Raw genomic sequence first — 20,580 nt, 5'->3', positions numbered from 1 at the left:
ATGCCGCCGGTAGGCTTCCCGGTTCCTCAGACGAAACCCAGCGCCCATGCTTCAGCTTCGCCCCCTCCTCGCCTCGCTGCTCCTCGGTCTGCTGCTCTGCGTCACGCAGGCCCAGGCCGCCGACAACCTGCCCAGCGCCGCCAGCGTGCAGAAACAACTGGCTGGCCTGGAAGCCCGCAAGCTGCCGGAAGCCGAGCACAACGCCCTGCAGGACACCCTGCAGAAAACCCTCGACCAGTTGCAGCTGCTGCAGAGCAGCAGCACCGAGCTGGCCAGCCTCAAGCAGCGCCTGGCCGCCGCCCCGCGCCTGACCGCCGAGGCCCAGCGCGAGCTGGCCCAGCTCAAGCCGGCGGACGGCGACGCGCTGGCCAAGCACTACGCCAGCCTGTCGGTGGGGCAACTGGAGAGCACGCTGACCGAGCGCCTCGCCCAGCTCAGCGACTGGCAGGCGCAGCTGAGCCAGACCACCAACGCGCTGATCAGCGCGCAGACCCGCCCGGAGCGCGCGCAGGCCGAGATCAGCGCGAACCAGACCCGCACCCAGGTGATCCGCGAGCAGCTCAAGACCGGCAAGGACGGCAACCAGCCGCTCGGCGCCGAGCAGCTGGCCCTGCTGCAGAGCGAGCTGGCCGCCCTGGAGGCGGTATCCCTGCTGCGTAGCCAGGAGCTGGCCGGCACCACCGCCCTGCAGGATCTCAGCGCCAGCCAGCGCGCCCTGCTCAGCCAGCGGATCGCCCGTCTCGAGGCGGAAATCCTCATCCTGCAGAACAGCCTCAACGACAAGCGCCGCGAGCAGTCGGCGGAGACCGTCGCCCAGCTGTCGCGCGAGAGCCAGGGCAACCACGCCGGCAGCCTGCTGGCCACCCAGGCCGACCTCAACCTGGCGCTCAGCGACTATCTGCTCAAGGCCACCGACCGCTCCAACGCGCTGATCCGCAAGAACATCGAGACCAAGCAGCAGCTCGACTCGCTGAAGCAGGCCGAACAGGCGCTCGACGAGCAGATCGCCGTGCTCAAGGGCAGCCTGCTGCTGACCCGCATCCTCTACCAGCAGAAGAACGCCCTGCCCAAGGTCAGCGTCGACAACAACCTCGCCGACGAGATCGCCGACCTGCGCCTCTATCAGTTCGAGCTGAACCAGCGCCGCGCCGAGATCGTCAATCCCATCCAGTACGTCGACAACCTGGTCGCCGCGCAGTCGGGCGAGAGCGTCACCGTCGAGCTGCGCGCCCAGCTGGAACAACTGGCCCGCGCGCGCCTGGAGCTGCTCGACCGCCTCAACGGCGAACTGGGCAACCTGCTGACCCAGGCCATCACCCTGCAGCTCAACCAGAAGCAGCTGCTCGCCACCGGCGCGAGCCTGAGCCGCACCCTCGACGAGCAGATGTTCTGGATCGCCAGCAACAAGCCGCTCGGCCTCGACTGGTTCAAGGAAGTGCCCGGTCGCCTGCAGCGCCAGCTCGAGGCGCTGCCGATCCAGGACAGCGCCAGCGTCATCGGCCACGGCCTGATCGGCCAGCCGCTGCTGTTCCTGCCGCTGGTGGTGCTGCTCGCCGCGCTGATCGGCGGCCGCCCCTGGCTGCGCCGTCAGCTCACAGCCATCGACGACGAGCTCGACCAGCTGCGCCGCTACCGGCAGACGCTCACCCCGCTGGCGGTGCTCTGCCACTTTCTGCTGGTGCTGCCGCTGCCGCTGATCGTCGCCGCCTGCGGCATGGTGCTGATCCGCGATCCGCAGGCCGGCACCACGGTGTTCGGCGAGTCGCTGCTCAAGCTGGCCCAGGCCATGCTGGTGTTCGGCGTCAGCTACCGTCTGCTGGCCCGCGGCAGCGTGGTCGAGCGCCACTTCGGCTGGGAACCGGCACGGGTGCAGAGCCTGTATCGCCACGTGCGCCACCTGGGCCTGGTGGTGATGCCGATGGTGCTGGTGGTGAGCATCGCCGAGCGCCAGCTCAGCGGCCTGGCCGAGGACGTGCTGGGCATCTTCATCGTCCTCACCGGCTTCCTGCTGATGAGCGGCATCCTGCTGCGCATCATGCTCAGCCAGCCGCCGTTCTTCGGCTCGCGGGTGCTGCACTTCATCGCCGCCCTGCTGCTGGTCGGCCTGCCGCTGGCCCACGTGGTGCTGGTCGGCTTCGGCTACTACTACACCGCGCTCAAGCTCACCGGCCGCCTGCTCGACAGCCTGTACATCATCGCCATCTGGACGGTGGTGCAGTCGGCGGTCCTGCACGGCCTCGACGTCGCCGCCCGGCGCCTGGCCCTGCAGCGCGCCCAGACCCGCCGGCAGACCGCGCCGCGCGAGGGCGCCGACGGCGGCGAGCTGATCGAGGAACCGACCCTGGCCCTGGAGCAGGTCAACCAGCAGTCGCTGCGCCTGGTGCGCCTGGGCCTGCTGCTCGGCTTCGTCGGCATCTTCTACTTCGTGTGGGCCGACCTCTTGGCGGTATTCACCTACCTCGACAGCGTGACCCTCTACGAGTACACCAGCGGCAGCGGCAAGACCGCGGTCAGCGTGCCGATCAGCCTCAGCGATCTGCTCGGCGCCCTGGTGGTGCTGGCGATCACCCTGGCGCTGGCGCGCAACCTGCCGGGTCTGCTGGAAATGCTCGTGCTGTCGCGCCTCAACCTGGCGCAGGGCAGCGCCTACGCGACCACCACCCTGCTGTCCTACGCGATCATCGCCTTCGGCCTGGTCAGCACCCTGTCGACCATGGGCCTGAGCTGGGACAAGCTGCAGTGGCTGGTCGCCGCGCTGTCGGTGGGCATCGGCTTCGGCATGCAGGAGATCTTCGCCAACTTCATCTCCGGCCTGATCATCCTGTTCGAGCGCCCGGTGCGCATCGGCGACGTGGTGACCATCGGCAACCTGTCCGGCTCGGTGAGCAAGATCCGCATCCGCGCGACCACCATCGTCGACTTCGATCGCAAGGAAATCATCGTCCCCAACAAGACCTTCATCACCAGCCAGCTGATCAACTGGTCGCTGACCGACACGGTCACCCGGGTCACCATCCGCATCGGCGTGGCCTACGGCACCGACCTCGACCTGGTGCGCAGGCTGCTGCTGCAGATCGCCCGCGCCAACCCGCGCGTGCTGCGCGAGCCGGAGCCCACGGTGTACTTCCTGACCTTCAACGAGAGCACCCTCGACCACGAGCTGCGCATCCACGTGCGCGAGCTGGGCGACCGCAACGCGGCGGTCGACGAGATCAACCGCGAGATCGAGCGGCTGTTCCGCGAGTACGACATCGACATCGCCTTCCGCCAGCTCGACGTGTTCATCAAGAACCTGCAGGGTCAGCAGCTGCAACTGGTCAGCGGCCAGACCCTGGGCGAGAAGGACATCCTGCCGCGCGCCGCCCGGGAGTGAAGGCCGGCGGCCGCGCCGCCGACTGGACGACCTCCGGTGCGCCCCGCACAATGCGGGAAGCCCCGGAGGTCCCCGTGAAGACGCTCGACCAACTGCAGTTCGACAATCGCTTCGCCCGGCTGGGCGATGCCTTCTCCACCCGCGTGCACCCGCAGTCCATCGAGCAGCCGCAGCTGGTGGTGGCCAGCCGCGCGGCCATGGCCCTGCTCGATCTCGACCCGGCCGAGGCCGAGCGTCCCGAATTCGTCGAGCTGTGCTCCGGCCACCAGCTCTGGCACGACGCCGAGCCGCGGGCGATGGTCTATTCCGGCCACCAGTTCGGCATGTACAACCCGCAGCTGGGCGATGGCCGCGGCCTGCTGCTCGGTCAGGTGGTCAACGCCGCCGGCGAGCACTGGGACCTGCACCTCAAGGGCGCCGGCTACACCCCCTACTCGCGCATGGGCGACGGCCGCGCCGTGCTGCGCAGCTCGATCCGCGAGTTCCTCGCCAGCGAGTACCTGGCCGCGCTGGGCATCCCCACCACCCGCGCGCTGTGCGTCACCGCCTCGACCACCCCGGTGTACCGCGAGCGCCCCGAAACCGCCGCCATGCTGCTGCGCCTGGCGCCCAGCCACCTGCGCTTCGGCCACTTCGAATTCTTCTACTACACCCGCCAGCACGACGCCCTGCGCCAGCTGGTCGAGCACACCCTGGCCGAGCACTTCCCGCACTGCCTGCAGGAGGCCGAGCCGCCGGTGGCCATGTACCGCGAGGTGGTCGAGCGCACCGCCGAGCTGATCGCCTGGTGGCAGGCCTACGGCTTCTGCCACGGGGTGATGAACACCGACAACATGTCGATCCTCGGCCTCACCTTCGACTACGGCCCCTACGCCTTCCTCGACGACTACGACGCCCACCACATCTGCAACCATTCCGACCACGAAGGCCGCTACGCCTTCGAGAACCAGGTGTCGATCGCCCACTGGAATCTCACCGCGCTGGCCCAGGCGCTCACCCCGCTGATCGGCGAGCAGGCGCTGCGCGAGGCCTTCCGCCGCTTCCTGCCGCTGTATCGCGAGCGCTACCTGGCGCTGATGCGCCGCCGCCTCGGCCTGCGCCTGGCCGAGGAGACCGATGCCGCGCTGGTGCAGCGCCTGCTCGAGCTGATGCAGAACGGCGGCGTCGACTATTCGCTGTTCTTCCGCCGCCTGGGCGATGCGCCGGCGGTACTGGCGCTGCAGCAACTGCGCGAGGACTTCGTCGACCTCGCCGGCTTCGACGCCTGGGGTGCCGACTACCTGGCGCGCCTCGCCCGCGAGGGCGCCGAAGACCAGGCGCAGCGGCGCGCGCGCATGCACGCGGTCAATCCCAGGTACGTGCTGCGCAACTACCTGGCCCAGCAGGCCATCGAGGCGGCGGAAAAGGGCGACTACACCGTGGTGCGCGAACTGCACGCGGTGCTGTCACGGCCGTTCGACGAGCAGCCGGCCATGCAGCGCTACGCCGAGCGTCCGCCGGAGTGGGGCAAGCATCTGGAGATCAGCTGCTCGTCGTGAGCGGCCGTCCCGTTCAGTTCTGCCCCAGCGTGCGGCGCGCCTCCAGGCGCACGGCGAGGTTCTGTTCCAGCTCCGCCAGCTGGCGGCGCAGGCGCTCGCGGGTCGCCTCGTCGGTGGCGTTGGCCAGGCTCTCGCGCAGGGTGGCACGCCAGCGCAACAACTTGACCTCGGCGGGCAGCATGCCGGCGCTTTTCATGATCTGGAAGGTCATGCGCAGCTCCGGCGGGGTCTGCAGCCAGGCCTCGTCCACCTCCAGCGGCTTGCCCGCGCTGGCGCGCAGCTGACCGGCAGCGATCGCGCGCTCGAGCTGGCGGCCGATTTCGTCATCCAGCGATTTCATGATGCCTCCTGCCCAGTCGGGCCGACATCCAAGGGGGAAGAGTCCGTTCACGTCCCCATCCTATCGACTGACCGGCTGCCAGAACGTCCCCCCGTCGATTTTTTTAAATCCGATTCGCATAGCAGGCTTCCCGAACGTTCTTTGCTATCGCGCCGCTGGCCGAAAGCGGTGGAATAACCACAGAAGATTCCGGTCTGAGAACGGCGGCGCGAAATTGCCCTGCGTCATTGACCGCTCCCGCCGCCGCTCGGCATCCTGCCCGCTTTTCCCTGCCTCGAAGGAACGTACAAGATGAAAGCGGAAACCCTGGCCATCCACGCCGGCCACAGCCCCGACCCGACCACCAAGGCGGTGGCGGTGCCGATCTACCAGACCACTTCCTACGCCTTCGACGACACCCAGCACGGCGCCGACCTGTTCGACCTCAAGGTCGCCGGCAACATCTACACCCGCATCATGAACCCGACCACCGACGTGCTGGAGAAGCGCGTGGCGGCGCTGGAAGGCGGCGTGGCGGCGCTGGCGGTGGCCTCGGGCATGGCGGCGATCACCTACGCGATCCAGACCATCGCCCAGGCCGGCGACAACATCGTCTCGGTGGCCAAGCTGTATGGCGGCACCTACAACCTGTTCGCCCACACCCTGCCGCGCTTCGGCATCGAGGTGCGCTTCGCCCCCCACGACGACGTCGCCGCCCTGGAAGCGCTGATCGACGAGAACACCCGCGCGGTGTTCTGCGAGTCGATCGGCAACCCGGCGGGCAATATCGTCGACCTGCAGGCGCTGGCCGACGCCGCGCACCGCCACGGCGTGCCGCTGATCGTCGACAACACCGTGGCCACACCGATCCTCTGCCGGCCGTTCGAGCACGGCGCCGACATCGTGGTGCACTCGCTGACCAAGTACATCGGCGGCCACGGCACCAGCATCGGCGGCATCGTGGTCGATTCCGGCAAGTTCCCCTGGGCCGAGCATAAAGCGCGCTTCCCGCTGCTCAACACCCCGGACCCGTCCTACCACGGCGTCACCTACACCGAAGCGTTCGGCCCGGCGGCCTTTATCGGCCGCTGCCGCGTGGTGCCGCTGCGCAATACCGGCGCGGCGCTCTCCCCGTTCAACGCCTTCCTGATCCTGCAGGGCCTGGAAACCCTGGCCCTGCGCATGGAGCGTCACTGCGCCAACGCCCTCAAGGTCGCCGAGTTCCTGCTCGAGCACCCGCAGGTCAGCTGGGTGAAGTACGCCGGCCTGGTCGACCATCCGGAGCACGCGCTGGCGCAGCGCTACATGAGCGGCCAGCCGGCGGCGATCCTGTCGTTCGGCATCAAGGGCGGCATCGAGGCGGCGGCGCGCTTTATCGACGCCCTGCAGCTGGTGGTGCGTCTGGTCAACATCGGCGACGCCAAGTCGCTGGCCTGCCACCCGGCCTCGACCACCCACCGTCAGCTCAACGACGAGGAGCTGGAAAAGGCCGGCGTACCGCGCGATCTGGTGCGCCTGTCGATCGGCATCGAGCACATCGACGACATCCTCGCCGACCTCGGCCAGGCGCTGCAGGCCGCGAAAGGCTAAGCGGCGGCCCGGCCCCGCGCGTGCCCACGCTGCATCGTGGGCACGCCGGCCGTGCGGCGGACGACTCCCTCGCCCGCTGCGCCTTGATATCCCCGCCGCCGGCCCCACACTAGGGACATCATCCCGTGGAGCCCGCCATGACCGACTCGCTGATCATCCCCTGCCCGCACTGCCACGGCCTCAGCCGCCTGCCCGCCGCACGCCTGGGCGAGGCGCCGCGCTGCGGGCGCTGCAAGGGCGCGCTGCTGCCCGGCCAGCCGTTCGCGGTCGACGGCGCCGGCTTCGCCGCCCAGCTCAAGGGCGATCTGCCGCTGCTGCTCGACGTGTGGGCGGACTGGTGCGGGCCGTGCAAGGCCTTCGCGCCGATCTTCGACCAGGCCGCCCGCCAGCTCTCCGGGCGCGTGCGCCTGGCCAAGCTGGACAGCGAGGCCGAGCCGCAGCTGGCCGGCCAGCTCGGCATCCGCTCGATCCCCAGCCTGATCCTGTTCCAGGGCGGCCGCGAAGTGGCCCGGCAGAGCGGCGCGCTGCCGCTGCCGCAGCTGCTCGCCTGGCTGCGCCAGCACGGCATCTGAGCCCGCCCCTGCGGACAGTCCGGCGGGCAGGCGGCATACTGGCGGCCTCAGTCCCGCCTTGAGGCCGCCATGCTCCAGCACATCCTCGTCGCCCACGACCTCAGCGCGGAGGCCGACCTGGCCTTGCGCCGCGCCGCCCTGCTGGCCCGCCAGCACGCGGCGCGCCTGACCCTGCTGCACGTCGCGGCGACGCCGGAGGCCGAGGCCGCGGCCGCCGAGCAGTTGCGCGAGCGCCTGCCCGAATGCGGGCTGAGCGAGCTCGAAGCGCACACCGGCCACGGCGATGTCGTCGCCGTACTGCTGCAGCAGGCCCGCGGCCTGCAGGCCGATCTGCTGGTGCTCGGCACCCATCACCGGCAATCGCCGGAAGGCTTCGCCGGCACCACCCTGGAGCGCCTGCTCCACGACAGCCCGGCTGCCGTGCTGCTGGTCGCCGGCGCCGACCCGACGCCCTGGCGGCGCGCCCTGGCCGCGCTGGACTTCTCGCCCTGCGCCAGCCGCGCGCTGCGCCAGGCGCGCGCGTTGCTCGGCGCCGGGGCGAACCTGCACGCCCTGCATATCCACGAGGTGGCCGCCATCCATGCCGGCGAGGACCCCGCCGAGCTGGCCTTCGAGGGCGAACTGTTCGACCGCCTGCTGGTCGCCGAAGAGGATGGCGTGGACGACGGCGTGCAGCTCAGCCACGAGGTGCGCCAGGGCGAGCGCGAGAGCTGTCTGCAGGCGGTAATTGCCGAGCGCCGGCCGCAACTGCTCGCCCTCGGCGCCCACAGCCGCAGCCAGCTGGCCGATGCCCTGCTCGGCAGCCTGACCCTGCAGGTGCTGCGCCAGCCGCCCTGCGACGTGCTGGTGGTGCGCTAGCTAACAGGCCGCTTAAGCAGTCTCGGTACGCAGGCAGTTTTTCAACAGCCTGCTGACGCCCGTCACGCGTTTTCCAAGAGATCGTGCAGCTCGACGAACTGGCGGGTCAGCTTGTGGCGCGGATCGAGGAAGATCAGCGGCGTGCAGGCCTGGTGGGACTCGCGCATCTTCACCGAGCTGCCCAGGTACACCGGCAGCACCGGCAGCCGTTCGGCGAGCAGTTCGTCGAGCAGTTGCTGCGGCAGCGTCGCGCGCGGCTGGAACTGGTTGACCACGATGCCCTCGACCGCGAGGTCCTCGTTGTGGTCCTCGCGCAGCTCGTCGATCTCGGCCAGCAGGCCGTACAGCGCCTGGCGCGAGAAGCTGTCGCAGTCGAAGGGGATCAGCACGCGGTCGGCGGCGATCAGCGCAGAGACGGTGTAGAAGTTCAGCGCCGGCGGGGTGTCCAGGTAGATGCGCTCGTAGTCGTCGTCCAGTTCGTCGAGCAGTTTGCGCAGCTTGTTGATCTTGTGCTTGGACTCGAGCTTGGGCTGCAGGTCGGCCAGCTCGGCGCTGGCGGTGACCAGATCGAGGTTGGCGAACGGCGTCTCGAGCACCTTGACCCTGGGTTTCTTGGCCGTACCGGCGAGGGTCTGCTGGAAGAAATCGGCGATGCCCGGCGGCACCTCGTCGCCGCTCAGCCCGCTGAGGTAGTGGGTGGAGTTGGCCTGGCTGTCGAGGTCGACCAGCAGGGTGCGATAGCCCTGCGCCGCGCTCACCGCCGCCAGGTTGCAGGCGATGCTCGACTTGCCGACCCCGCCCTTCTGATTGAACACCACGCGCCGCATGCCTGCCTCCTGGCCATCCGCATCAAGGGAGTCCTGCATTTAAGCCCATTCGCGCCGCGCGGGGTACTCGCCAATAACGACAAAGCCCGCAGCGCATGCCGCGGGCTTTGTCTTCAGCGCATGGCAGACGACCGCTTGCCGGCGGTCGACTGCGGCCCGGGGGTCAGGCGGCGTCGGCGACGTAGCCGTTGGCGCGCTGGGCCTTGCGACGCTGGGCGACCAGCAGACCGGAGCAGACCACCACGATGGTCAGCAGGGTGGTGGCGACCACCTCCATGCGATGGTCCGGGCGGATCAGCATGATCACCAGGGTGGCGGCGATGAACAGGATCACCGCCCAGGTCAGCCAGGGGAACAGCCACATCTTCAGGGTCAGTTGGTGACCCTGGGCGAGCAACTTGCGGCGCATGCGCAGCTGGGAAACGGCGATCACCAGGTACACCAGCAGGGCGATGGCGCCGGAGCTGGCGAGCAGGAAGTTGAACACTTCGGCCGGCGCCAGGTAGTTGGCGAAGGTGCACAGGAAGGCCATGGCGGTGGACAGCAGCACCGCGTAGACCGGCGTGCGGCTGGCGCTGGTCACCTGGGCGATGCGCGGGGCGTCGCCGCGCTGGCTCAGCGAGTACAGCATGCGCGAGGCGGTGTAGAGCGCCGAGTTCAGGCAGCTGGTCACCGATACCAGGACGATGATGTCGACGATCAGCTTGGCGTACGGGATGTGCAGGTGCTCCAGCACGGTCTGGTAGGAGCCCATGCTCGCCAGGCGCGGGTCGTTCCACGGCACCAGGGAAACCACGATGAAGATCGACAGCAGGTAGAACAGCGCGATCCGCCAGATCACCGAGTTGGTGGCGCGGGTGATCTGCTGGGCGGGGTCCTTGGACTCGCTGGCGGCGATGGTGACGATTTCCGAGCCCATGAAGGAGAACATGGTGGTCAGCAGGGCGGCGAGTACGGCGCCCCAGCCCTTGGGCAGGAAGCCTTCGCTGCTCAGGTGGCCGATGCCGGAGACTTCGCTATTGGGCGAGAAGCCGAAGATGGCCGCGCACCCCAGCACCAGGAAGGCGATGATCGAGCCGACCTTGACCAGCGCCAGCCAGAACTCGAACTCGCCGTAGTTCTTCACGCTGAACAGGTTGGTCACGGTCAGCGCCGCGGTGATGACGAAGGCGAGGATCCAGATCGGCGCGTCGGGGAACCAGGCGTGGATGATGGCGGCGGCGGCGTTGGCCTCCAGCGGGATCACCAGGACCCAGAACCACCAGTACAGCCAGCCGATGGTGAAGCCGGCCCAGTGGCCGATGGAGCGGTCGGCGTAGGTGGAGAAGGAACCGCTGTCGGGCTGTGCCACGGCCATTTCGGCCAGCATGCGCATCACCAGCACCACCAGCAGACCGGCGACCAGGTAGGAGACCAGCACGGCGGGACCGGCTTCGGCGATGGCGTGGCCGGAGCCGACGAACAGGCCTGCGCCGATGGCTCCGGCGATCGAAAGCATGGTGACGTGGCGGTTTTGCAGGCCCTGCGCGAGCCCGGAAGAAGTACTACTCATGCGTTACCTACTGCGAAATCTGCGGAGAGGAAGGCATCCTGCGCAGCCGAAGCTGTTTTTATAATTAAACATCCTGTTTCTAATATTTTACAACGCAAAAGCCGCGCCACACCACCCGCGACTAAAGTCGCAGGGGCGCTCGCATTGGGCAGAGATGCGGCAGAGCCCCTCAGGTCCCGGTCGACGTGCCTCGCGTCTCGCGCTCGAGCAGCTCGGCGAAGCGCTGCACCAGGGGCGACGCCTCGCCGCGGCGGCGCACCAGCCAGACCGCGGTGCTGGCGTCGGCATCGCGCAGGGTGCGATAGACCACGCCATCGATGCGCAGACGGCTGAACGAGGCTGGCAGCACGGTAACGCCAAGACCGGTGGCGACCAGGCCGATCAGGGTCATCGCCTCGCTGGCCTCCTGGACGATACGCGGCGAGAAACCGGCGCCGCGCGCCAGACCGAGTACCTGCTCGTAGAGGCCGGTGCCGAAGCTGCGCGGGAAGAACACGAAGGGCTCATCGGCCAGCTCGGCCAGGGCGATGCCGCTCGCCCCCTCGATCGCCCGCGGATGACCGGCCGGCAACACCGCCACCAGCGGTTCGGCGAACAGCTCCAGCGCCTCCAGGCCGGCGGGCAAGGGGTCCAGCGGACGGATCATGCCGACCTGCAGCAGTCCCTCGCCGACCGCCTCCGCCACTTCGCGGCTGCTTAGCTCGCGCAGCTCCAGGTGCACCGCCGGGCAGGCCTGGCGGAAGGCGCGCAGGGCGCGGGGGATGGTCGAGGTGAACGGCGCCGAGGAGGTGAAACCGACCTTCAGCTCGCCCAGCTCGCCTTCGCGGGCGCGCCGGGCCACCGCCACAGCCTTGTCCAGCTGCGCCAGCACCGCGCGCGCCTCGGGCAGGAACAGCTCGCCGACCGCGCTGAGCGCCACCCGACGATTGGTACGTTCGAACAGGCAGGCGCCGAGCTCGTCCTCCAGCGCCTGGATCTGCTGGCTCAACGGCGGCTGGGAGATGCCCAGCCGCTGGGCGGCGCGACCGAAGTGCAGCTCCTCGGCGACGGCGACGAAGTAGCGCAGATGACGGAGTTCCATGGCGGGCCTATTGATTTCCAATACATATCAAACGAGTTGAATAATATATTGGAACTAAGAATGACGCCTCACCTATGCTTGCGCTGAGTTACCGACCGCTCGCCGCCAGGGCGAGCGGCCATTGCCCGCTGCGAGGTTTCCATGAACAGCCTGGTCGCCAACCACGTGCAGCCCGGGGTCGCCCCGGATGTCGTGCCCAGCCATACCGAGAAGGGTACCGCCGCCTTCCGGCGCACCGCCTGGGCGCTGTTCGCCGGCGGCTTCGCCACCTTCGCCCTGCTCTACTGCGTGCAGCCGATGCTGCCGATGCTGTCCGCCGCCTTCGCCCTCAGCGCGGCGCAGAGCAGCCTGGCGCTGTCGATCTCGACCCTGACCCTGGCCGTGGGCCTGCTGCTCACCGGCCCGCTGTCGGATGCCGTGGGCCGCAAGCCGGTGATGGTCGCGGCGCTGTGCGCGGCCGCGCTGTGCACCCTGCTCACCCCGCTGATGCCCAGCTGGCACGCCCTGCTCCTGATGCGCGCGCTGGTCGGCCTGTCGCTGAGCGGCCTGGTGGCGGTGGCGATGTCCTACCTCAGCGAGGAGATCTTTCCCCAGCACCTTGGCCTGGCCATGGGCCTGTACATCTCCGGCAACGCGCTGGGCGGCATGAGCGGTCGCCTGGTCAGCGGCGTACTGGTCGACCACTTCTCCTGGCAGGCGGCGGTAGGCCTGCTCGGCGGCCTGGCGCTGCTCGCCGCGCTGGTGTTCTGGCGCCTGCTGCCGGACTCGCGGCACTTCCGCCCCACCCCGCTGAGCTTCGCCAACCTGGCCAACGGCCTGCGTCTGCATTTCACCGACCGCGGTCTGCCGTGGCTGTTCCTCGAGTCGTTCCTGCTGATGGGCGGCTTCGTCACCCTGTTCAACTACATCGGCTACCGCCTGCTGGAGCCGCCCTACGGCCTGAGCATGAGCCTGGTCGGCATGCTTTCGGTGGTCTACCTGTCCGGCACCTACAGCTCGACCCAGGCCGGCGTGCTGGCCGACCGCTTGGGCCGCCACCGGGTGTTCTGGCCGTCGATCCTACTGATGCTGGGCGGCCTGCTGCTGACCCTGTTCAGCGCGCTGTGGCTGATCCTCTTGGGCATGCTGCTGTTCGCCTGCGGCTTCTTCGCCGCCCACTCGCTGGCCAGCAGCTGGGTGGGCCGCCGCGCCCTTGAGGCGCGCGGCCAGGCTTCGTCGCTGTACCTGTTCAGCTACTACGTCGGCTCCAGCATCGCCGGCACCGCCGGCGGTTTCTTCTGGCAGCACAGCGGCTGGACCGGCGTCGGTCTGTTCATCGCCGCCCTGCTGGTGATCGCCTTGGTGGTCGCCCTGCACCTGTCGCGCCTGCCGCCCAAGCAGCCGGTGGCCTGAAGCGATCATCACCCGCGGGGTGCGGCAACTCGCGCAGCGATTGTCCGCCACTTCGCCGCACGGATTTTCCGCCCCCAGAAACGCAAAAGCCCGATCGACTGATCGGGCTTCTGTCGTTACCGCACGGCTCAGTGGTGGTACTGCGCCGACAGCTCGTGCACCGCCTCGATGAACACGCCGGCGTGCGCCGGGTCGACTTCCGGGGTGATGCCGTGGCCGAGGTTGAACACGTGGCCGCTGCCGTGGCCGAAGCGCTCGAGGATGCGCGCCACCTCGGCGCGGATCGCCGTGGGGTTGGCGTACAGCACGGTCGGGTCCATGTTGCCCTGCAGGGCCACCTTGTCGCCGACGCGCGCGCGCGCGTTGCGGATGTCGCAGGTCCAGTCCAGGCCGAGGGCGGTGGCGCCGGTATCGGCCATCGACTCCAGCCACAGGCCGCCGTTCTTGGTGAACAGGATCACCGGCACCTCGCGGCCCTCGTGGTGGCGGATCAGGCCGTGGACGATGCGCTCCATGTAGAACAGCGAGAACTCGCGGTAGGCCGCATCCGACAGGCTGCCGCCCCAGGTGTCGAAGATCTGCACGGCCTGGGCGCCGGCGCGGATCTGCCCGTTCAGGTAGCTGGTGACCGCCTGGGCCAGCTTGTCCAGCAGGTCGTGCATGGCCTGCGGGTTGTCGTAGAGCATCGCCTTGGACTTGCGGAAGTCCTTGCTGGAGCCGCCCTCGACCATGTAGGTGGCCAGGGTCCAGGGGCTGCCGGAAAAGCCGATCAGCGGCACGCGGCCATTCAGTTCGCGGCGGATGGTGCGCACCGCATCCATCACGTAGCCCAGATCCTGCTCCGGATCGGGAATCGGCAGCGCGGCGATGTCGGCCGGGGTGCTGATGACCTTCTTGAAGCGCGGGCCTTCGCCGGTCTCGAAATACAGGCCCAGGCCCATGGCATCCGGAATGGTGAGGATGTCGGAGAACAGGATCGCGGCATCCAGCGGATAGCGATCGAGCGGCTGCAGGGTGACCTCGCAGGCCAGCTCGGGATTCATGCACAGGCTCATGAAATCGCCGGCCTTGGCGCGGCTGGCGCGGTACTCGGGGAGGTAGCGTCCGGCCTGGCGCATCATCCACACGGGGGTGACGTCGACGGGCTGCTTGAGCAGGGCGCGAAGGAAACGGTCGTTCTTCAGGACGGTCATAACGGCTTCCGGCGAAAATTCAGGCGGGCATTGTCGCAAAGCGCCAAGCAAAAGGCACGGCGCGGGCCGTGCCTTTCGTAGCTTGCTTGACCGGAGTCAGCCGTGGCGGACGACCGCCACGGCCAACGGCCGGATCAGACGCCCAGGTAGTCGAGGATGCCCTCGGCGGCCTGGCGGCCTTCGAAGATCGCGGTGACCACCAGGTCGGAGCCGCGCACCATGTCGCCACCGGCGAAGATCTTCGGGTTGCTGGTCTGGTGCTTGAACTGACCGGCTTCCGGGGCGATCACGCGGCCTTGGCCGTCGATCCGGATGTCGAACTGCTCGAACCACGGCGCCGGGCTCGGGCGGAAGCCGAAGGCGATCACCACGGCGTCGGCCGGCAGGATCTCCTCGGAACCCGGGATCGGCTCGGGGCTGCGGCGGCCACGGGCATCCGGCTCGCCCAGGCGGGTTTCCACGACCTTGACGCCTTCCACGCGGCCTTCGCCGACGATGGCGATGGGCTGGCGGTTGAACAGGAACTTCACGCCCTCTTCCTTGGCGTTCTTCACCTCGCGGCGCGAGCCCGGCATGTTTTCCTCGTCGCGGCGGTAGGCGCAGTACACCGACTTGGCGCCCTGGCGGATGGAGGTGCGGTTGCAGTCCATCGCGGTGTCGCCACCGCCGAGCACCACCACCTTCTTGCCGGCCATGTCGATGAAGTCGTCCGCCGACTTCTCGAAGCCGAGGTTGCGGTTGACGTTGGCGATCAGGAAGTCCAGCGCATCGAAGACGCCCGGCAGGTCCTCGCCGGGGAAGCCGCCCTTCATGTAGTTGTAGGTGCCCATGCCCATGAATACGGCGTCGTATTCGGCGAGCAGCTGCTCCATGGTCACGTCGGTGCCCACCTCGGTGTTGAGGCGGAACTCGATGCCCATGCCGGTGAACACCTCCCGGCGACGGCTCAGCACGCTCTTTTCCAGCTTGAACTCGGGGATGCCGAAGGTCAGCAGGCCGCCGATTTCCGGGTTCTTGTCGAACACCACCGGAGTCACGCCGTTGCGCACCAGCACGTCGGCGCAGCCGAGGCCCGCCGGGCCGGCGCCGATCACCGCGACGCGCTTGCCGGTCGGCTTGACCTTGGACATGTCCGGACGCCAGCCCATGGCGAAGGCGGTGTCGGTGATGTACTTCTCCACCGAGCCGATGGTCACCGCGCCGAAGCCGTCGGCCAGGGTGCAGGCGCCCTCGCACAGGCGGTCCTGCGGGCAGACGCGCCCGCAGACTTCCGGCAGGGTGTTGGTCTGGTGCGACAGCTCGGCCGCGGCCAGGATGTTGCCCTCGGAGACCAGCTTCAGCCAGTTGGGGATGAAGTTGTGCACCGGGCACTTCCACTCGCAGTACGGGTTGCCGCAACCCAGGCAGCGGTGGGCCTGTTCGCTGGCCTGCTGGGGCTTGAACAGGTCGTAGATCTCGACGAATTCCTTCTTGCGCTGGCGCAGCAGCTTCTTCTTCGGATCCTTGCGCGCGACCTCGATGAACTGGAAGTCGTTGTTCAGACGCTCAGTCATAGCAGTACCTCTTTACAGCAGCCTCAAGTCACGTGCTTCAAGCTGCGAAACTCATCAGGGTAAGCGGCCGGCCCCGTCGCCCGTGGCGGGCGGGGCCGGCGGCTCGAAGCGGTCTTACTGCGGGTTGGCCCGAGTGCTGGACAGCAGGCTCTTCAGGCTCGCGGCCTTGGGCTTGACCAGCCAGAAGCGGCGCACGTAGTGGTCGAGGTTGTCGAAGATCTGGCGGCCCCAGGCGCTGCCGGTTTCCTCGACGTACTCGCGCAGCACCTGCTGCAGGTGGCTGCGGTAGGCCTCCATGGCCTCGCCGCTGATGCGCTGCAGGTCGACCAGCTCGTGGTTGACGCGGTCGAAGAAGCCGTTGTCCTCGTCCAGCACGTAGGCGAAGCCGCCGGTCATGCCCGAACCGAAGTTGTGGCCGGTCTTGCCGAGCACGCAGACGAAGCCGCCGGTCATGTATTCGCAGCAGTGATCGCCGGTGCCTTCCACCACGGTGTGGGCGCCGGAGTTGCGCACGGCGAAGCGCTCGCCGGCGGTACCCGCGGCGAACAGCTTGCCGCCGGTGGCGCCGTACAGGCAGGTGTTGCCGATGATGGCGCTTTCCTGGCTCTTCAGCGGGCTGCCCTGCGGCGCGGTGATGACGATCTTGCCACCGGTCATGCCCTTGCCGACGTAGTCGTTGGCGTCGCCTTCCAGGTACAGGTTCAGGCCGCCGGCGTTCCACACGCCGAAGCTCTGCCCCGCGGTGCCCTTGAAGCGGAAGGTGATCGGCGCCTTGGCCATGCCCTGGTTGCCGTGGGTGCGGGCGATCTCGCCGGACACGCGGGCACCGATGGAGCGGTCGCAGTTGCAGATGTCGAGGGCGAATTCGCCGCCGCTCTTGGCCTTGATCGCCGGCAGGGCCATTTCCACCATCTTCTCGGCGAGCAGGCCCGGATCGAACGGCGGGTTCTTCTCCACCTCGCAGAACTGCGGCTTGTCGGCCGGGATATGGTCGCTGCCGAGCAGCGGGGTCAGATCCAGGTTGCCCTGCTTGGCGGTCTCGCCCGGCAGTACTTCGAGCAGGTCGGTGCGACCGATCAGCTCGCCCAGGCTGCGCACGCCCAGCTTGGCCAGCCACTCGCGGGTTTCCTCGGCGATGAAGGTGAAGAAGTTCGTCACCATCTCGACGGTACCGATGAAGTGGTCCTTGCGCAGCTGGTCGTTCTGGGTGGCCACGCCGGTGGCGCAGTTGTTCAGGTGGCAGATGCGCAGGTACTTGCAGCCCAGGGCGATCATCGGCGCGGTGCCGAAGCCGAAGCTCTCGGCGCCGAGGATGGCGGCCTTGATCACGTCGAGGCCGGTCTTCAGGCCGCCGTCGGTCTGCACGCGCACCTTGCCGCGCAGGTCGTTGCCGCGCAGGGTCTGGTGCGCCTCGGACAGGCCCAGCTCCCACGGGCTGCCGGCGTACTTGATCGAGGTCAGCGGCGATGCGCCGGTGCCGCCGTCGTAGCCGGAGATGGTGATCAGGTCGGCATAGGCCTTGGCCACGCCGGCGGCGATGGTGCCGACGCCCGGCTCGGCGACCAGCTTGACCGACACCAGCGCCTGCGGGTTGACTTGCTTGAGGTCGTAGATCAGCTGCGCCAGGTCCTCGATCGAGTAGATGTCGTGGTGCGGCGGCGGCGAGATCAGGGTCACGCCAGGCACCGCGTAGCGCAGGCGGGCGATCAGCGGGTTGACCTTGCCGCCCGGCAGCTGGCCGCCTTCGCCGGGCTTGGCGCCCTGGGCGACCTTGATCTGCAGGACTTCGGCGTTGACCAGGTACTCGGCGGTGACGCCGAAGCGGCCGGTGGCCACCTGCTTGATCTTCGAGCTCTTCACGGTGCCGTAGCGCGCGGGGTCCTCGCCGCCCTCACCGGAGTTGGAGCGCGCGCCCAGGCGGTTCATCGCCTCGGCCAGCGCCTCGTGGGCCTCCGGCGACAGTGCGCCCAGGGAGATGCCGGCAGCGTCGAAGCGCTTGAAGATGGCGCTCAGCGGCTCGACTTCGGCCAGCGGCAGCGGCTTGTCGGCCACCTTGACCTTGAGCAGGTCGCGGATCATCGACACCGGGCGCTGGTCGACCAGCGCGCTGTAGTCGCGGAAGCGGGCGTAGTCGCCCTGCTGCACGGCTTCCTGCAGCAGGCGCACCACGTCCGGATTGTAGGCATGGTATTCGCCGCCGTGGACGAACTTGAGCAGGCCGCCCTGCTGGATCGGCTTGCGCGCGTTCCAGGTTTCGGCGGCCAGCAGCTTCTGCTCGGCCTCGATGTCGACGAAACGCGCACCCTGGATGCGGCTGGCGACGCCACGGAAGCTCAGCTCGACCACCTCGTCGGCCAGACCGATGGCTTCGAACAGCTGGGCACCGCGGTAGGAAGCCACGGTGGAGATGCCCATCTTCGAGAGGATCTTCAAGAGGCCCTTGGAGATGCCCTTGCGGTAGTACTTGAACACCTCGCGCAGGTCGCCGAGCACCTCGCCGCTGCGGATCAGGTCGGCCAGCACCTCGTAGGCGAGGAACGGATAGACCGCGGTGGCGCCGAAGCCGATCAGCACGGCGAAGTGGTGCGGGTCACGCGCGGTGGCGGTCTCGACCAGGATGTTGCAGCTGCAGCGCAGGCCGGTCTCGGTCAGGCGATGGTGCACGGCACCGACAGCCAGCGAGGCGTGCGCCGGCAGCTTGCCCGGCGCGATGTGGCGGTCGGACAGCACCAGCAGGACCTTGCCGGCGCGCACGGCGGCCTCGGCCTGGTCGGCGATGCTGCGCACCGCGGCCTCGAGACCGACCGACTCCTCGTAGTTGAGGTCGATGATGTGCCGCTCGAAGCCCGGGCGGTCGAGGTTCATCAGGGTCTGCCACTTGGCCGGGGAAATCACCGGGGTATTGAGGATCGCGCGATTGGCGTGATCGGCGGTTTCCTCGAAGACGTTGCGCTCGGCGCCCAGGCAGGTTTCCAGGGACATGACGATCGACTCGCGCAGCGGGTCGATCGGCGGGTTGGTGACTTGGGCGAACTGCTGGCGGAAGTAGTCGTAGGGCGCGCGCACGCGACGCGACAGCACCGCCATCGGGGTGTCGTCGCCCATCGAGCCGACCGCCTCCTGGCCCTGCTCGGCCAGCGGACGCAGGACCTGGTCACGCTCCTCGAAGGTGACCTGGAACATCTTCATGTATTGCTTGAGCTGCTCGCCGTCGTAGGACGACGAGGAGGTGTCTTCCTCCATGCCGGCCTGGATGCGCAGGGCGTTCTGACGCAGCCACTGGCGATAGGGGTGACGCGCCTTCAGGCGGCTGTCGATGTCGCCGGTGTGCAGGACCTGGCCGGTCTCGGTGTCCACGGCAAGGATCTGCCCCGGGCCGACACGGCCCTTGGCCAGCACGTCTTCCGGCGCGTAGTTCCACACCCCGACTTCCGAGGCCAGGGTGATGTAGCCGTTCTTGGTGGTGACCCAGCGCGCCGGGCGCAGGCCGTTGCGGTCGAGCAGGCACACGGCATGGCGACCGTCGGTCAGCACCACGCCGGCCGGGCCGTCCCACGGCTCCATGTGCATGGAGTTGTATTCGTAGAAGCTGCGCAGCTCGACGTCCATGGTCTCGACGTTCTGCCAGGCCGGCGGAATGATCATGCGCAGGCCGCGGAACAGGTCCATGCCGCCGGTGACCAGCAGCTCGAGCATGTTGTCCATGCTCGAGGAGTCGGAGCCGGTGCGGTTGACCAGCGGCGCGATGCTTTCCAGATCGGGCAGCAGCTCGTTGGCGAACTTGTGGCGGCGCGCGATCGCCCAGTTGCGGTTGCCGGTGATGGTGTTGATCTCGCCGTTGTGGGCGAGGAAGCGGAACGGCTGGGCCAGCGGCCATTTCGGCAGGGTGTTGGTGGAGAAGCGCTGGTGGAACACGCAGATCGCGGTTTCCAGACGCTCGTCGCCGAGGTCCGGGAAGAAGCTGGCGAGGTCCGCCGGCATCATCAGGCCCTTGTAGATGATGTCCTTATGCGACAGGCTGCAGACATAGAAGTCGGCATCATCCTTCAAAGCCACTTCGGCACGGCGACGGGCGAAGAACAGTTTGATCGCCATTTGCTGGTCGTCGAGACCTTCGCCGCCGACGAACACCTGCTCGATGCGCGGCAGGCACTCGAGGGCCAGACGGCCGAGCACCGCGGTATTCACCGGCACGCTGCGCCAGCCGATCAGGCTCAGGCCCTGGGCGGCGATCTGCGCATTGAGTTCCTCGCGGGCACGGGCCGCCTTGGCCTCGTCCTGGCTGAGGAACACCATGCCGACGGCGTACTGTTCGGGCAGTTGGGCGCCGAACTGCTCGCTGGCCAGCGCGCGCAGGAAGCGATCGGGCTTCTGCAGCAGCAGACCGCAGCCATCGCCGGTCTTGCCGTCGGCGTTGATGCCGCCGCGATGGGTCATGCACGTCAGGGCTTCGATGGCAGTCTGCAGCAGGTGGTGGCTGGGTTGCCCGTGCATGTGGGCAATCAGGCCGAAGCCGCAGTTGTCCTTGAACTGTTCAGGATGGTACAGACCCGCTTTCATAGGCACTCTCACCGGCTAACTTCTTCAATTCGGGTAGTTGTCCGCATTTTTTATGTCACTTTGGCATATTTTTCGCGGACCACGGATGGGCCATTGTACATAGACGCGCCCGCCCTCAAAAGAAAAAATGGCGCAATAGCGAAATTTGATGACGCATTTATAAAAGAAAAAC

13 protein-coding genes are annotated in these 20,580 nt (G+C 68.1%); 6 read left to right on the top strand and 7 right to left on the bottom strand.

Annotation, left to right across the window (positions count from 1 at the left end; all coding sequences use genetic code 11):
• The first annotated feature begins 46 nt into the window (after nucleotides 1-46).
• Nucleotides 47-3,373: a mechanosensitive channel MscK gene (mscK, locus tag LMJ29_RS14670; protein WP_229606257.1), complete on the top strand. Its 3,327-nt coding sequence runs from the start codon at nucleotides 47-49 to the stop codon at nucleotides 3,371-3,373.
• Nucleotides 3,374-3,447: 74 nt separating this feature from the next.
• A complete protein-coding gene (gene selO / locus LMJ29_RS14665; protein WP_229606256.1) occupies nucleotides 3,448-4,911 on the top strand; it encodes a protein adenylyltransferase SelO in 1,464 nt (487 codons plus the stop codon).
• Nucleotides 4,912-4,924: 13 nt separating this feature from the next.
• On the opposite strand, the gene LMJ29_RS14660 is transcribed toward selO, so the two are convergent.
• On the bottom strand, nucleotides 4,925-5,251 hold the full coding sequence (locus tag LMJ29_RS14660) for a DnaJ family domain-containing protein (RefSeq protein ID WP_229606255.1): 327 nt from the start codon (nucleotides 5,249-5,251) through the stop codon (nucleotides 4,925-4,927).
• Between the two features lie 291 nt (nucleotides 5,252-5,542).
• Here LMJ29_RS14660 and LMJ29_RS14655 point away from each other — a divergent pair, with 291 nt between their 5' ends.
• From LMJ29_RS14655 to LMJ29_RS14645, 3 genes are all read left to right on the top strand, one after another.
• Nucleotides 5,543-6,820 (top strand): bifunctional O-acetylhomoserine aminocarboxypropyltransferase/cysteine synthase, encoded by a 1,278-nt coding sequence (locus LMJ29_RS14655; protein WP_229606254.1) that lies wholly within the window; start codon nucleotides 5,543-5,545, stop codon nucleotides 6,818-6,820.
• A 137-nt stretch (nucleotides 6,821-6,957) separates the two neighbouring features.
• Complete coding sequence (gene trxC / locus LMJ29_RS14650) at nucleotides 6,958-7,392, top strand: thioredoxin TrxC (protein ID WP_229606253.1); 435 nt, start codon at nucleotides 6,958-6,960, stop codon at nucleotides 7,390-7,392.
• A 69-nt stretch (nucleotides 7,393-7,461) separates the two neighbouring features.
• Complete coding sequence (locus tag LMJ29_RS14645; RefSeq protein WP_229606252.1) at nucleotides 7,462-8,250, top strand: universal stress protein; 789 nt, start codon at nucleotides 7,462-7,464, stop codon at nucleotides 8,248-8,250.
• A 62-nt stretch (nucleotides 8,251-8,312) separates the two neighbouring features.
• Here the strand turns inward: LMJ29_RS14645 and LMJ29_RS14640 are convergent, their stop codons facing one another.
• From LMJ29_RS14640 to LMJ29_RS14630, 3 genes are all read right to left on the bottom strand, one after another.
• Nucleotides 8,313-9,077 (bottom strand): ParA family protein, encoded by a 765-nt coding sequence (locus tag LMJ29_RS14640; RefSeq protein WP_229606251.1) that lies wholly within the window; start codon nucleotides 9,075-9,077, stop codon nucleotides 8,313-8,315.
• Nucleotides 9,078-9,240: 163 nt separating this feature from the next.
• A complete protein-coding gene (gene gabP / locus LMJ29_RS14635; RefSeq protein WP_229606250.1) occupies nucleotides 9,241-10,629 on the bottom strand; it encodes a GABA permease in 1,389 nt (462 codons plus the stop codon).
• A gap of 169 nt (nucleotides 10,630-10,798) precedes the next feature.
• A complete protein-coding gene (locus tag LMJ29_RS14630) occupies nucleotides 10,799-11,710 on the bottom strand; it encodes a LysR family transcriptional regulator (protein WP_229606249.1) in 912 nt (303 codons plus the stop codon).
• Nucleotides 11,711-11,851: 141 nt separating this feature from the next.
• On the opposite strand from LMJ29_RS14630, the gene LMJ29_RS14625 reads away from it, so the two are divergent.
• Entirely contained in the window at nucleotides 11,852-13,102 is a 1,251-nt protein-coding gene (locus LMJ29_RS14625) for an MFS transporter (protein ID WP_229606248.1), read from the top strand.
• Between the two features lie 128 nt (nucleotides 13,103-13,230).
• Here the strand turns inward: LMJ29_RS14625 and hemE are convergent, their stop codons facing one another.
• The 3 genes from hemE to gltB all read right to left on the bottom strand — a co-directional run bounded on the left by hemE (nucleotide 13,231) and on the right by gltB (nucleotide 20,408).
• Nucleotides 13,231-14,295, bottom strand: coding sequence for a uroporphyrinogen decarboxylase (gene hemE, locus LMJ29_RS14620; protein ID WP_229606247.1), 1,065 nt, complete (start codon nucleotides 14,293-14,295; stop codon nucleotides 13,231-13,233).
• 134 nt (nucleotides 14,296-14,429) lie between these two features.
• Entirely contained in the window at nucleotides 14,430-15,848 is a 1,419-nt protein-coding gene (locus tag LMJ29_RS14615) for an FAD-dependent oxidoreductase (protein WP_229606246.1), read from the bottom strand.
• A 114-nt stretch (nucleotides 15,849-15,962) separates the two neighbouring features.
• A complete protein-coding gene (gene gltB / locus LMJ29_RS14610; protein WP_229606245.1) occupies nucleotides 15,963-20,408 on the bottom strand; it encodes a glutamate synthase large subunit in 4,446 nt (1,481 codons plus the stop codon).
• Nucleotides 20,409-20,580: the final 172 nt, after the last annotated feature.

Origin of the sequence: Pseudomonas oryzagri (genome assembly GCF_020831405.1) — a bacterium.
Classification (GTDB): Bacteria; Pseudomonadota; Gammaproteobacteria; order Pseudomonadales; family Pseudomonadaceae; genus Geopseudomonas; species Geopseudomonas oryzagri.
Note: the sequence above shows the minus strand (reverse complement) of the source record. Positions and strands in the feature narration are given on the sequence as shown.